Origin of the sequence: Thioalkalivibrio sp. K90mix, from assembly GCF_000025545.1 — a bacterium.
Classification (GTDB): domain Bacteria; phylum Pseudomonadota; class Gammaproteobacteria; order Ectothiorhodospirales; family Ectothiorhodospiraceae; genus Thioalkalivibrio.
Genome location: NC_013889.1, coordinates 1,366,803 through 1,380,371, shown reverse-complemented (window position 1 = coordinate 1,380,371; position 13,569 = coordinate 1,366,803). Strand labels below are relative to the sequence as shown.

General features: G+C 65.3%; 12 protein-coding genes. 7 read left to right on the top strand and 5 right to left on the bottom strand.

The window, feature by feature from the left end:
* Positions 1 to 11 precede the first annotated feature (11 nt).
* Positions 12 to 959 carry a protein translocase subunit SecF gene (secF, locus tag TK90_RS06560; protein ID WP_012982698.1) on the top strand — a complete coding sequence of 316 codons (948 nt, stop codon included), beginning with the start codon at positions 12 to 14 and terminating at the stop codon, positions 957 to 959.
* 81 nt (positions 960 to 1,040) lie between these two features.
* On the opposite strand, the gene TK90_RS06555 is transcribed toward secF, so the two are convergent.
* The 4 genes from TK90_RS06555 to TK90_RS06540 form a co-directional block, all read right to left on the bottom strand.
* Positions 1,041 to 1,559, bottom strand: coding sequence for a DUF302 domain-containing protein (locus tag TK90_RS06555; RefSeq protein WP_012982697.1), 519 nt, complete (start codon positions 1,557 to 1,559; stop codon positions 1,041 to 1,043).
* Positions 1,560 to 1,599: 40 nt separating this feature from the next.
* Positions 1,600 to 2,130, bottom strand: coding sequence for a C40 family peptidase (locus TK90_RS06550; protein WP_012982696.1), 531 nt, complete (start codon positions 2,128 to 2,130; stop codon positions 1,600 to 1,602).
* A 316-nt stretch (positions 2,131 to 2,446) separates the two neighbouring features.
* On the bottom strand, positions 2,447 to 3,220 hold the full coding sequence (locus tag TK90_RS06545; RefSeq protein WP_012982695.1) for a hypothetical protein: 774 nt from the start codon (positions 3,218 to 3,220) through the stop codon (positions 2,447 to 2,449).
* A 51-nt stretch (positions 3,221 to 3,271) separates the two neighbouring features.
* Positions 3,272 to 4,834 carry a bifunctional aminoglycoside phosphotransferase/ATP-binding protein gene (locus TK90_RS06540; RefSeq protein WP_012982694.1) on the bottom strand — a complete coding sequence of 521 codons (1,563 nt, stop codon included), beginning with the start codon at positions 4,832 to 4,834 and terminating at the stop codon, positions 3,272 to 3,274.
* A 152-nt stretch (positions 4,835 to 4,986) separates the two neighbouring features.
* On the opposite strand from TK90_RS06540, the gene mrcB reads away from it, so the two are divergent.
* Genes mrcB through truD form a run of 5 tightly spaced genes read left to right on the top strand, consistent with a single transcriptional unit; the run spans position 4,987 to position 11,617 of the window.
* Entirely contained in the window at positions 4,987 to 7,329 is a 2,343-nt protein-coding gene (gene mrcB / locus TK90_RS06535; protein ID WP_012982693.1) for a penicillin-binding protein 1B, read from the top strand.
* Positions 7,329 to 7,877, top strand: coding sequence for a tetratricopeptide repeat protein (locus TK90_RS06530; RefSeq protein ID WP_012982692.1), 549 nt, complete (start codon positions 7,329 to 7,331; stop codon positions 7,875 to 7,877). The genes mrcB and TK90_RS06530 overlap by 1 nt, the downstream gene beginning before the upstream one ends.
* Positions 7,878 to 7,920: 43 nt before the next feature.
* Entirely contained in the window at positions 7,921 to 9,864 is a 1,944-nt protein-coding gene (locus tag TK90_RS06525; protein ID WP_026148259.1) for an ATP-dependent DNA helicase, read from the top strand.
* Positions 9,855 to 10,556, top strand: coding sequence for a tRNA (adenosine(37)-N6)-threonylcarbamoyltransferase complex dimerization subunit type 1 TsaB (gene tsaB / locus TK90_RS06520; protein WP_012982690.1), 702 nt, complete (start codon positions 9,855 to 9,857; stop codon positions 10,554 to 10,556). Before TK90_RS06525 ends, tsaB begins: the two co-directional genes overlap by 10 nt.
* On the top strand, positions 10,553 to 11,617 hold the full coding sequence (truD, locus tag TK90_RS06515; protein ID WP_012982689.1) for a tRNA pseudouridine(13) synthase TruD: 1,065 nt from the start codon (positions 10,553 to 10,555) through the stop codon (positions 11,615 to 11,617). The genes tsaB and truD overlap by 4 nt, the downstream gene beginning before the upstream one ends.
* A 29-nt stretch (positions 11,618 to 11,646) precedes the next feature.
* On the opposite strand, the gene TK90_RS06510 is transcribed toward truD, so the two are convergent.
* Positions 11,647 to 12,090 (bottom strand): PAS sensor domain-containing protein, encoded by a 444-nt coding sequence (locus TK90_RS06510; protein WP_012982688.1) that lies wholly within the window; start codon positions 12,088 to 12,090, stop codon positions 11,647 to 11,649.
* 224 nt (positions 12,091 to 12,314) lie between these two features.
* On the opposite strand from TK90_RS06510, the gene TK90_RS06505 reads away from it, so the two are divergent.
* Entirely contained in the window at positions 12,315 to 13,535 is a 1,221-nt protein-coding gene (locus TK90_RS06505; protein WP_012981499.1) for an ISL3 family transposase, read from the top strand.
* Positions 13,536 to 13,569: the final 34 nt, after the last annotated feature.

Below are 13,569 nucleotides of genomic sequence, written 5' to 3'. Positions count from 1 at the left end.
CGGAGAACGACATGCTTCCGCATTTGAATTTCGCCGAATCGAATCTCGATTTTCTCGGGAAACGCAAGATCACGATCACGGTCTCCCTGATCCTGATCCTGATTTCCGTGGCGCTTCTGGCCACGCGCGGGCTGAACTTCGGCATCGACTTTACCGGTGGCACGCTGGTCGAGGTCGGATATCCCGAGGCGGTCGAGCTCGATCCGATCCGCGAGACGCTGGCCGAAGGCGGCTTCGCCGGGGCCCAGGTGCAGACCTTTGGTACCTCGCGCGATGTCCTGATCCGTCTGCCCCCGAGCGAGGACGACGACGACCCGGCCACGCTTTCGAACCGGGTGCTCAACGCCTTGCAGGATGGTGGTCCGGATGACCCGGATCTGCGGCGTGTGGAATTCGTGGGGCCCGCCGTGGGCGAGGAGCTGCGCGAGCAGGGGGGGCTGGCGATGATCTATGCCCTGGCCGGGATCCTGATTTACGTCGCGGTGCGTTTCGAGTGGCGGTTCTCGATTGGAGCGGTGTTCGCGTTGATCTACGATGTGGTAATCACGCTCGGTATCTTCTCGCTGCTGCAGCTCGAGTTTGACTTGGGGGTCCTGGCGGCGGTGCTTGCGGTGATCGGGTACTCATTGAATGACACGATCGTGGTGTACGACCGAATACGCGAGAATTTCCGGATATTGCGCAAGAAGGGCACCGAAGAGGTCATGAACATTGCGGTGAACAAGACCCTGGCGCGCACCATCATCACCAGTACGACAACCCTGCTGGTGTTGTTCGCGCTGGCGTTCCTGGGCGGGGCCGCACTGCAGAACTTCTCGATCGCCCTGATCATCGGGGTGATTGTGGGTACTTACTCGTCGATCTTTATTGCCGCTACCGCGGCATTGCTGCTGGGTGTAGACCGGCAGGTACTGCTCCCTGTGAAGAAGGAAGGCGCCGAGGAAGATCAGACACCTTAGCGGGTATGGGCTGGAAATAGGGGGCACAAAAAAGCCCGGCTGGCCTCGCAGGCTGCCGGGCTTTTTTGGTTCAGGGCGTGGTCAGAACGACAGGGCTTCCTTGATGATGCGCTCCACCAGTTCATTGACGTCTCGAAGGCTCTTCTTGGAGTCTTTTTCTCCAACCTCGGGGACAGGGGTATAGCCCATGTACACCACGCCCGGTTCATCGGTCAGCTCGTACACCGTGATGATGTAAGGGCAGAACACCATGTTGTGCGGGTCGGCCTCCATCGTGGCGCGCGAATAGCTGGCGCTACAGAAGTCCACGGACTTGCCATTGAGATAGATGCCCTCTCCACTCTCCTGGCCAGCAGTGCGGTCCAGCATGTCGGCGATGTAGCCGACGTTGTTGATCACCAGGCCTTCGGAGGCAATGGCCTCCTCGACCATTTCAAAGTAGTGATCGAACTCGCCTTCGATCTTGAAGATCACGCGTTCGTCGGTTTCCATGACGGTTTCGTACGCGCTGGCAGTGGCACCCAGTGCCAGGCCGGCGCCCAGGGTCAGGGCGAGCGCCGAACGACGCAGCAGTTGGGACAAATGAGGGAATGCCTTCATGGTTCCTTCCTCGTAGTAGGTTCCAGGGGCCCGAGGCCCATTAGTCGAAAAAATGGCCCGCGAATCGGGTGCGCGGGGCCCAGTAGGGATTGTCGAGTTCCTCGATGCGGACCTGCCCGCGGGAGCTTGGCGCGTGGACAAATCGGCCTTCACCGACATAGACCCCGACGTGGTCAATTTGATTCCCGTTGATGGCGAAGAACACGACGTCACCGGGGCTTGGGTCACCATCGCGCTGGACCGCGGCGGCGGCCTGTTCGCCCGTGGTCCGCGGGACATCTTGACCGGCCTCGCGGTAGGCGCGCTGGACCAGGGCGGAGCAGTCGAGCCCATTGGCGTCGGTGCCGCCATAGCGATATGGCGTGTCGAGGTGTCCGAGCGCCGCCAGTACGACCTCGGAGCGCTTCAGCTCGGCTTCGGGTACATAGCTCATCGGGCCTTCGACCACCTGGGGTTCCGGGTCGACCTTGAGAGGTTCCGGTGCAGGCCCGCGCGGCTCGGGACTGCCCGCACACCCGGCCAGTATGAGCACAGCCCCCAGCAACGGGAGAACGCTGTGCGGACACGGCAACCCCGATTTGGACCTGTGGGCCGGGGAGGGCGCGGACCCCGGAGTGCTGGGGAAACACGGATGAATGGACACCCTTGTGTTGGCACCCCAGGTTTTCCGAGACAAGGCGCGGCGCGCAGCCGGTAGTGGTTCTACCGGTAAGGGCCGCAATGCAGGATCGGGGAACCTGGGGTGCCAACCCCGAAGGGGCTCGGCCGCTTTTGCGCGGGAATAGCGTTGCGACTCCCTTGTGCAGAATGACTGCACGGCAGTCACCGCGCCTTGGTCACACGCAAAAGCGACTCGAGCGCGAGGGTGTCCATTCATCCATGTTTCCCTAGAACATCTCGGTTTCTTCATAGCTTTCCGGTACCTGGAACAAGGCCTCGCTCAGGGGGTCCGTCGACAGCCCTGCCAGTCGGGTCGTGACGCCATCGTGTTCGCGCACTTCCAGGGGAATGCCTTCCACGCGGGGGAGGAGCGAGGCCCCCATCTGGGAGGCCATGGGACCTCCGGCCTCAAGGGCTCGCAGTGACAACTCGTACAGGCGATCCATCAAGGCCCCGAGGGTCTGAAAATCGGATGTCTCCAGGCCCAGAGACTGGGCGTCGGCGACGCAGACCGTGCTTTGCGGACGATCGTCGATCAGCACTTCGATTTCGCTGCAGACAAATTCCCCGATCTCGCGTTGCTCATCGGTCTCGCGGGTGCTGATCTCGGCCTCGAACCCCTCGGGGCCGATCCTCAACTGCTGTTTGAGCTGGTCGCGAACGTCGGGTGGGAGCTGTTCCATCTGGCGGCGGAGGTCGCTGACCATGTCGGTCATTGCCTGGATCTGTTCGTCCATCACCTCGCGCGTCAGTGGCAGATAGGTCTGCTCCTCGTCATCCACGACGGTGAGCTGGTCGTTGCGCGCATCGAACAGCATGTACCCGGAGGTCCCGCTGATGGCCTCGTTCAGTTCCATGCGGATCATGTGATCGCGCACGAGAATCTGGCTCTCGAGCCCTTCGTCGTCGATGTAATGCAGCAGCGCATCGGCCTGCGCTGGCACGGCGGTCGCCAGAGCAAGCAGGCAGGTGGTCGAGATCAGGGTGAGAGAACGGTGCATAGGCATTCGCAGGGGTTGAGTCAGGCTATATTGTGGCACGTACGCGTCGACCTAGGCGGAAACCGGTTGCAGAAGCTGGCGTGCCAGGGCATCGGTATCCAGCGGCTGTTCCGGGGCAACCTCCACGACACCCTCCGCTCCGGTTGGCCATTCCTGTTGCGGGCGCTGTTGCTGCATCACTTGGTAATCGGCATCGGAGGCATCGTTGCCGGCCGCCGAACGTTGCTCGAGGCGTTCCTGCAGGACTTGGTCGCTGGCGTGGCAGGCCACGACCGCAAACCCCGCCTGGTGGCGGGTGGCGAGCTTCTGGAAGGGTGCCCGCTGGGCGCGGGTCAGGAAAGTCGCGTCAACGATCACGGTGTGCCCCAGCGCCAGCAGGGTGTCCGCGCGGGTGCGCAGGTGGTCGTAGATTTGCCCGCGGGACTCTTCGCTGTAGGAGACTGCGTCGCCCATGCGCTTGCGCTCGATATCGGAGCGCAGCCGCAGCGCCCCGAGGGCCTCGACGATCTGCGTGCTGATCACGGTCTTGCCGCTGCCCGATACGCCGTGCATCAGCACCAGGCGTGGCGCAGACGGCTCGGTCAGGCGTTCCGCGAGCGCGAGGTAGCGCCCCATTTCGGCGCGGTGCGCTGCCTGTTCGTCCGAGGGGAGGTGCGACTCCTGCGCGTGGATGCCCTGCACCTTGGCGCGGATCAAGGCACGATAGACCTGGTAGAGGGGCAGCAGACGGAGCCCCGCGATGTCGTCGCGACCGTCGAGATAGGCGTTCAGCAGGCGCCAGGCGTGTGCCCGGGCCTTGCGCGACAGCAGGTCCATGGTGGTGAACGCGATCTCGGAGATCACGTCGATCCAGCGCAGCTCGGGGTCGAACTCGATCGCATCAAACGCCGCCAGGGTCTCGCCGTTTTCCGGATCGTCGACGTACACAATGTTGCCCAGGTGCAGGTCGCCATGCCCATGGCGGATGAAGCCCTCGCGGTGGCGCAATTCGAGAAGCGGGCCAAGGCGTTCGATTTCGTTCCGGGTCCAGCGCTCCAGGGCGGTCAGCCGCGCCCGGTCGGCCTCGCCATGGATCGCCTCGCCCAGGGCCGGGAAGTTGTCCAGCATGGGCTGGGTCGCCGCTTCCGGGGTGCCGTGGGGCGAGTCGGCGCCGGCCCGCTCCGTGTATTCGTGAAAGGCGGCAATATAGTGGCCAAGGGCCTCCATGGCCTCGGTCGGCAACCGGCCCTGTTCCAGCAGGTTGTCCAGTTGCTTGCGGCGATCGAATCGACGCATGCATACGGCGTAGTCCAGAATCGGGCCTTCGCCATTGATGTGTGGAGCCGTGGCGTCTCCGTTCAGGGTCACCACATCGAGATAGATCTGCGGGGCGAGGCGACGGTTCACCTCGAGCTCGGTCTCGCAGAAGTGCTGGCGTGCCTCCAGCGTGGAGAAGTCCAGGAACCCCAGTGCCAGCGGCTTCTTGAACTTGTAGGCATAGTCGCCGGCGAGAATGACGGTCGAGATGTGGGTCTCGATGCGCTGCACCTGGTCGTGCCGGGGAGTTGGCTCCGGGAATCCCAGCGTCGTAATCAGGGCCTGCAGTTGTTGTTGGTGTTGTTCCAGCGCGCTCATCACGCCTCCGTGGGATTGGCAGATCGCGATCGGGTGGACGGGTTTTGTGCCGATTCGTTCCCGGAAACGCGGCATTCGCGGCATGTCCGATACTCCGGCTCAGGTTAACATTGGGGCCAATCCCGTTCCTTGTGCCGTTTCCAGAAGCCCTCATGCCCCGAAAACGTATGACCCGTTCCCGCCGAGGTGCCCGATCCGGAGGCCTGCGCCATTTCTTTGGTGCCGGGGTGTGGCTGTTCGCCGGTCTGGCGCTGGCCGGTATCGGGGTTGGGGCGATCTATGTCGTCTCGCTCGATCAGGAGATTCGCGAGCGCTTCGAGGGCCAGCGCTGGGCCTTGCCGGCGCGCGTCTACGCGCGACCGCTGGAGCTGTACGAGGGCCGGGCACTTACGCCCCAGGCGCTGGAAACCGAACTGGAGACACTGAACTACCGCAGTAGTGCACAGGGAAGCGGCCCGGGCGAGTATCGCGTGGACGGCAACCGGGTGTCGTTTACCACGCGCCCGTTCACCTTTGGCGACGGTCCGGAGCCGGCCCATTCGGTGCGAGTGGATTTTTCGGATGGAAGGGTGCAGTCCGTCCAGAAGCAAGGGAACGGTGAGCGCGTCGATCTGATGCGGGTCGAGCCCTTGCTGATCGGGAGCATCTACCCGACCCATGGCCAGGATCGCATCCTCGTGGCCATAGACGAGGTGCCGCGGGAGCTGATCGGCGCGCTGCTTGCGATCGAGGATCGTCGCTTCATGTCGCACCGCGGGGTAGACCCGGCGGGTATTGCCCGGGCGGCCATGGCGAACCTGCGCGCGGGGCGGACGGTGCAGGGTGGCAGTACGCTGACGCAGCAGCTGGTCAAAAACTTCTACCTGACACGGGACCAGACGCTGGCGCGCAAGGCGAACGAGGCGGTCATGGCCTTGTTGCTGGAGCGGCGCTACTCCAAGCGGGAAATCCTCGAGGCCTATATCAACGAGGTCTACCTGGGTCAGTCGGGCGAGCGCGCGATCCACGGATTCGGCCAGGCCTCTCAGTTCTACTACCAGCGGCCCCTGAACGAGCTGCGCCTGGACCAGCTGGCGCTGCTGGTGGGACTCGCCCGCGGTGCGAGCTACTACGATCCGCGTCGTCACCCCCAGCGTGCCAAGGCGCGCCGTGATCAGGTGTTGCGCGCGATGCTGGAGACCGGGTTGGCCGATGCCGACCAGATAGAGGCCGCACTGGATACCGAACTCGATGTGTCTCCCGTGGTGCCGCAGGGCCGCAGCCGATTCCCGGCGTTCCTCGACATGGTGCGTCGCGAGTTGCGCGCCGACTACGCGGACGAGGACCTGCGCAGCGAGGGTCTGCGCATATTCACCACCATGGACCCGGTCGTGCAGCTCACGCTGGAGGAGCGCCTGAAGGCGGGGGTGGATCGGGTGATTGAGCAGCGCGGGTCCAACCTGGAGCGGCTACAGGCGGCGGCCGTCGTGACCGACCCGCAGGCGGGAGAGGTCCTTGCGGTGGTGGGGGATCGCAATCCGCAGTATCCCGGCTATAACCGGGCGGTCGAGGCGCAGCGGCAGGTCGGGTCGGTGCTCAAGCCCTTCGTCTACCTGGCGGCGCTCACGCAACCTGGGCGCTATACGCTGGCGAGCCTGCTCGATGACAGCCCAATGACCATCCAGCTGCCGCATGGCGAGCCCTGGACGCCGCGCAATTTCGACCGCGAACACCGCGGCGACGTAACGGCCTGGGAGGCGCTGGTCCAGTCGTACAACGTCGCCACGGTCCAGCTGGCACAAGAGATCGGTATTTCGCAGCTGATCGACGTATTGCAGACGCTCGGTTTGCAGCGCACCCCGGCCCCGTTGCCCTCGCTGGCCCTTGGGGCGATCGAGTTGTCGCCACTGGAGGTGGCCGGGCTTTACCAGGCGCTCGCCAATGGCGGCTATGCGACCGGCACCCGTGCCATTCGCGATGTCCTCGACCTGGAGGACGAGGTTCTGTCCCACTACGGGCTGGAACTGCGCGGTGCCGTACCCGATGGCGCGGTCAGCCTGCTGACTCACGCCCTGCATGATGTGACCACCGAGGGGACCGGGCGGCAGATCAGCCAGCGCCTCCCGGGGCGTGTCGTGGCCGGCAAGACCGGCACCACGAACAACTTCCGCGATAGCTGGTTCGCCGGGTTCGATGATCGCCACGTCACGGTCGTCTGGCTGGGGATGGACGACAACGAGGCGACCGGCCTGACCGGAGGTGTGGCTGCGGCTCCCATCTGGGCCGATGTGATGGCCGGTCTTGGCGCACAGTCGCTGCAGCTAGGCCGTCATCCCGAGATTGCCTATCAGGAGATTGACCTGAAGTCCGGCCTCCGCGTCGAGCAGGACGATCATGCCTGCGAGGCGGTGAAAACGCTCCCGTTCTGGCAGAATTCCATCCCCGAGAGCCGTGCCGACTGCGACACGGGCCGTACCCCGGATGAGCGGGGCTTTTTTGAGAGATTGTTCCGCTAATGATCCCAAACAACTCCATACGCTTGCGCCTGCTGCTTCGACCTCGCCCGGTCACCGCGCTGCTGGTCGTCCTGTTTCTGGCTGCCTGTGCGGTGCCGGAGACACGGGGCCCGGCGCCCGAGCAGCCGCCAGGGGCCGAGACCCCAGAGCCGGAGGCGATTCCGCACGAGGAGTCGCGCGAGCCTGAACCGGCTGCGGAGCCGGAAGCTACGCCTTCGGCCGCGTTAGCCCTGGCCGAGCAGGCAGAAGGCTCGCGCAGCGAAGGGAACCTCGAGCGCGCTGCTCAGCAGCTGGAACGTGCGCTGCGGATTGCGCCGCGCGATGCCTCGTTGTGGCATCAGATGGCCCGCATCCGGCTGGAGCAGGGCAATTACCCGCAGGCGGACCGTCTCGCGGGGCGCTCGCTGCAACTGGGCGGCGAACGGGATCGCTCGCTTGCTTTGGGAAACTGGCGAGTGATCAAGGCCGCGCGCGAGGCGATGGGTGACGAAGAAGGCGCCCGGGAGGCCCAGGAGGCCATTCAGAGGCTGGAAACCGGCGTTGTCTGAGTCCGCCGAATCACCCGCGCCGACCCCAACCGGTTCGGCGGCGGTGCGCGCGCTGAGCCCCGGGGGCGATCTGGCTGAGGCCCTGCATGGGTTTCGTCCACGCGAGCCGCAGCAACGCATGGCAGTGGCCGTGGAGTCGGCCCTGGGGCAGGCCCCCACCGCCTTGCTGGTCGAGGCCGCCACGGGGGTGGGCAAGACCTTTGCGTATCTGGTGCCGGCCCTGCAGGCACGCCGCAAGGCCCTGATCTCGACGGGGACCAAGACGTTGCAGGATCAGCTCTTCGAGCGGGATCTGCCGACCGTATGCGAGGCGCTGGGCTATCGCCCGCGCACCGCACTGCTTAAGGGCCGCGCCAACTACCTGTGCCATTACCGCCTGGAACTCGCGGCCGCCGAGGCCGGAGGGCAGACGCAACGGAGCGCCCAGCGCGAGCGCATGCCCGTGATCGAGGCACTGCGGCAGTTCGCGCGCACCCATCCCACCGGCGATCTGGGCCAGGCCGGCATTCTGGCCGAAGACTCGCCCCTCTGGCCACAGGTAACGTCCACGGTCGACAACTGCCTGGGCGGCGAGTGTCCGCAGTACAACGACTGCTTCGTGGTGCAGGCGCGCAAACGCGCGCAGGATGCCGATATCGTAGTCGTGAACCACCATCTCCTGCTGGCCGATATGGCGCTGAAGGAAGAGGGCTTCGGCGAGCTTCTGCCGGAGGTGGATGCCGTGATCGTCGACGAGGCCCATCAGCTGCCGGAGATTGCCGGGGCGTTCTTTGGCGTTTCCGTCGGGAGCCGTGCGTTACGCGACCTGGCGCGCGATGTGCGCCGGGAGCAGGAGCAGGCCGCCCCGGAGATGGTCATGATCCGCGAGGCTGCGGTCGAACTTGAGACCGTAGTGAAGAAGCTGCTCGAGGCGACACAGGGCATGGAACCGCGCGCCGCCTGGGACGTGGTGAACGAGAAGGGCCAGGTGGATCCATCGCTTGAGGAACTGGACGAGGCCCTGCGCGCGTTGAGCGATGCGCTGGCGCCGGCCACCGAACGCGGGCCCGGGCTCGAGCAGGTGCAGGGGCGTGTACTCCTGATGCGGGAACGCCTGCAGGGCTGGCGGGAGGACACGCCGGATACCGTGGCCTGGGTTGAGCGCTTCGCGCAGAGCCTGATCCTGCACAGGACGCCGCTGGATGCCGCGCGCCCGCTGGCGCAACGGCGGGCCGCGCGCCCCGCCGCATGGGTCTTTACCTCGGCCACACTGGCGGTTGGAGAGGATTTCACCCACGCCTCGCGCCGTCTGGGCCTGCCCGTGGACGTCGCCCAGCAACGCCTCGAGAGTCCCTTCGACTTCGCCCGGCAGGCTTGTCTGGTGCATCCGCAGCCACCGCTGCCCAACCCGAACAGCCCCGACTACACGCGCGCCTGTGTCGCCTGGGCCTGGCCCCTGCTGCGCGACAACCCGGGCGGCGGGTTTTTTCTGTTTACCAGCCATCGTGCCCTGCAGGAGGCAGCGGCACTGTTACGGGCCGAGCTGCCGGACCGCGAGCTGCTGGTACAGGGCGAGCAGCCCCGCAACGACCTGCTGGCACGGTTTCGCGAGAGCGGGAACGCCTGGTTGCTGGGGGCCCACAGTTTCTGGGAGGGCGTGGACATCCGCGGCGAGGCGCTGTCGGTGGTGATTATCGATCGGCTGCCGTTTGCGGCGCCGAATGACCCCGTGCTGCAGGCCCGCGCGCAGGCCCTGGAGGCCGAAGGACGCTCGCCGTTTATGGAGTTCAGCCTGCCGCAGGCGGTGCTGGCCCTGAAGCAGGGGGCTGGACGCCTGATTCGTGATGCGGATGATGCCGGCATCCTCGCGATCTGTGATCCCCGCTTGACCGGAAAGCCTTATGGACGCCGGTTCCTGGCCAGCCTTCCGCCGTTTTATCGGACGCGGGACCCGATCGCGGCCCTGCAGTTTCTTGCGACGGCCCGGGAGCGTGTCGGATGCGACTGATCGCGATCGAGACCTGCACCGAGATGTGTTCCACCGCGTTGTGGGTGGATGGGGCGCTGGACAGTATCGAGGTCCGCGCCCCACGCCAGCATGGCGAACTGATTCTCCGGCAGGTGGAAGAGCTACTGGCCCGGGCGGAGATCGCCCGCTCGTCCCTGGATGCCGTTGCCGTCGGCCGTGGCCCCGGAGCGTTCACGGGGGTCCGGCTGGGGCTGGGTGTGGCACAGGGGATGGCCTTTGCCCTGGATTGCCCGGTGGTCCCGATATCGACCCTGCAGGCGCTGGCGCAGCAACTGGTCAGCGAGCAACCCGACACTCCACCGGTTGAGATCCTCGCGGCTCTCGACGCCCGTATGGGCGAGGTGTACTGGAGTCTGAATCCGGTCGTCGAAGGGCGTGCGCAGGCAGCGCCGGAGCAGGTTTCGGTACCCGGTCAGGTGTTGCCCGCCTGGCGCGGAGCACCGGATCGGGGCATCGGTTCCGGATTCGCTGCCTATCCTGAATTGGTCGAACGCAGCGGCCTGAGCGAGGAGCGGCTCTATTCGGATGCACTGCCGCGGGCGCGCGAGGTCGCCGTGCTGGCCGTGGATGCCTGGGAGCGAGGCGGGGCGATTCCGCCCGAACAGGCGCAGCCGGTTTACCTGCGGGATAACGTTGCCGCGCCGCCCAAGCCGCGAGAGGAGGGTCCATGACGCCGGCATATCCGTGGTCGCCACCGATTACCGGGCGCATGAAAGAGGCCCCGGAGGATTTCTGCGTGTTCGAGCTTCCTGCGACCGAGCCCGAAGGCAACGGCGAGCACCTGTGGCTGGAGATCGAAAAGCGGTTGCTCAACACCGAGGATGTCGCTGTCGCGCTGGCGCGGGCTTGCGGGGTACCGCGCGGCCAGGTGAGCTATGCCGGGCGCAAGGACCGGCAGGCCGTTACGCGGCAGTGGTTCAGCGTGCAGTGCACGGCCACTGCCGAACCGGATTGGCAAACTCCAGCGACCTTGATGGAACGCCTGGGCAAGGACGCCGAGGGCGAGGCCCGAGTGCTGCGGGCCGAGCGGCATTCGCGCAAGCTGCGCACCGGACACCTCGCGGGGAACCGTTTTGTCGTCTGGCTGAGGGGCGTTGCAGGCGATCGCGATATGGCGGAGCAGATCCTTCGGCGTATCCGGGAGCAGGGGGTCCCGAATTACTTCGGTCAGCAACGGTTCGGCCGCCGCAACCTGGAACAGGCCGAGCAATGGCTAAGCGGGGGGAGGGCGCCACGGGGTCGTAATCAGCGCAGCCTGCTGCTCTCTGCGGCGCGCTCCGCAATCTTCAATGTCGCGCTGGCAGAACGGGTAGCCGACGATACCTGGGCACGGTTTCTGCCCGGCGACGTGGCGACGTTTCAGGGGTCGGGCAGCGTCTTTCCGGTTCCCGAGGTGACGGTCGATATCGAGCAGCGTCTGTCCGAGGGTGTGATCCACCCGACAGGCCCCCTATGGGGCCGCGGCGACCCGCTAACGACGGGCGAGGTGCGCCGTCGGGAGGCGGAGTGCGCTCGCCAATTCGAGACCCTGGCATCGGGCTTGGAGGCTCAGGGTATGAAACCGGCCCGCCGGGCGCTGCGGCTACTTCCCGCGTCACTTGATTGGGAATGGCTGGGGGGTGACCTGCGTCTGGAGATCGCCCTCGGCCACGGGGAGTACGCGACCAGCATTCTCGATGCCGTCATGGACAGCGTACCGAACAAGGATACGGCTTACGGAAACACTGACTAGTGTTTGGTCCGTCGCTCAGGACTGCGCACTCAGGCGGAACGAGCCTTGGTGTCCTGTAGTTTCTGCTCGGCTTTCTCGGCCCGCTGCTCGGCCTCGATGCGCGCGGTAATGTCTTTCTGGATGCCGATATAGTAGGTCAGATGGTCTTCGTCATTGAACACGGGCGTGAGCGAAAGCTCGTTCCAGAACAGGGAGCCGTCCTTGCGGTAGTTGCGCAGCGTGACCCGGCAAGGCCGGTTTTCCTGAATCGCGGCGCGAATCTCGGTACGTGCTTCCTGGTCGGTATCGTCGCCCTGGAGGAACCGGCAATCCCGATAGAGGATCTCTTCCGAGCGGTAGCCAGTTAGTTTTTCAAACGCGCGATTGACATAGATCAGGATGTTGTCGTCGCCTTCGCGTTCAGCGATCACAACGCCGTCGTTGGAGGCGTCTACCGCGAGGGCCAGCAGTTCGGCATCAATCGTTCGCGTCATGGTTCGGTCTGATTTCGTGTTCTGGTGAGCGGACGAGGTCGTCGGAGGGTGATGTCCGCTTTGGGTTGAGGCTGCGTCTCGAACATAGCACGAATGGCCGCACACGCGGGCGATTGTCGGACGTTACGCATAAAAAAGGTTCATCGAAGGATACCGGGGAGGTATTCGTGCGCTGAAGGGCATCGTAATCTCGCGTGGAGCCGGGTTGGACACGGGAGAGGGGGATGCTGGACAAGAAGACGCTGCAGAAGCTGGGCGGCTGGGAAGGCTATCGGCTGGAACGTGCGGTATGGCCGGACGAGGCGGGCGGCACGCTGGAGTTGCACCTGAAGCCGACGCGGCAGTGGATGCACTGCGAACGCTGCGGCCACCGGACGCGTCAGGTGCACGAGACGACGCTGCGGCGGGTTCGGGATCTTCCCCTGTTCGAGTACCGGGTGGTGCTGGTGGTGCCGCGTCGCCGGGTGTGGTGCGAGCACTGCGGTGGTCCGCAGCTGGAGCGGCTGAGTTGGCTGGGGCGCTATCAGCGGCTGACCAACCGTCTGGCGGATGCCTGCAGTCAGTTGCTGCGTTCGGCCAGCATCCAGGCGGTGGCGGCCTTCTATGGCCTGGGTTGGCATACGGTGAAGACGGTGGACCGGCATCGGCTGGCGGCTTCGTTGCTGGAGCCGGACTGGGCGTCGATCCGCTATCTGGCGATGGACGAGTTCGCCCTGCACAAAGGCCACCGCTATGCCACGGTGGTGATCGAGCCGATCCGGCGCCAGGTGCTGTGGGTCGGGGAAGGCCGCTCGCGCGAGACCGCTCGGGCCTTCTTCGAGCAACTCCCCGAAGGCGTGCGCGAGCGCATCGAGGCGGTGGCGATCGACATGACCACGGCCTTCGAGCTCGAGATCCGGGCGCAGTGTCCCCGGGCCGAGATCGTCTACGACCTGTTCCATGTGGTGGCCAAGTACGGTCGCGAGGTCATCGACCGGGTGCGCGTCGACGAGGCGAAGCGTCTGGGCGAGGACCGTCGGGCCCGTCGCGTGATCAAGTCCAGCCGCTGGTTGCTGCTGCGTAACCGGGCGTCGCTGAACGCCGGCCAAGCGGTCCACCTGGACGAGTTGCTGCAAGCCAACCAGGCATTGCTGACAGTCTATCTGTTACGCGACGAGCTCAAGCGGCTCTGGTTCCAGCGCCGTCCGGAACAGACCTGGCAGGCCTGGCGACACTGGGTACAACAGGCACAGGAGAGCGGCATCCATGCCCTGCAGCGCTTCGCGCGGTTGCTGGAGCCCTATCTCCCCGGCATCGTCTCGCGCTGCCGGCATCGGCTGAACACCAGCGTCGTCGAAGGCATCAACAACACCATCAAGGTCATCAAGCGCCGCGCCTACGGCTACCGCGACCAGGACTACTTCTTCCTCAAAATCCGCGCCGCATTCCCCGGTAATGCTCGATGAACCATAAAAAAGGCCGCCCGAAGGCGGCCTCACG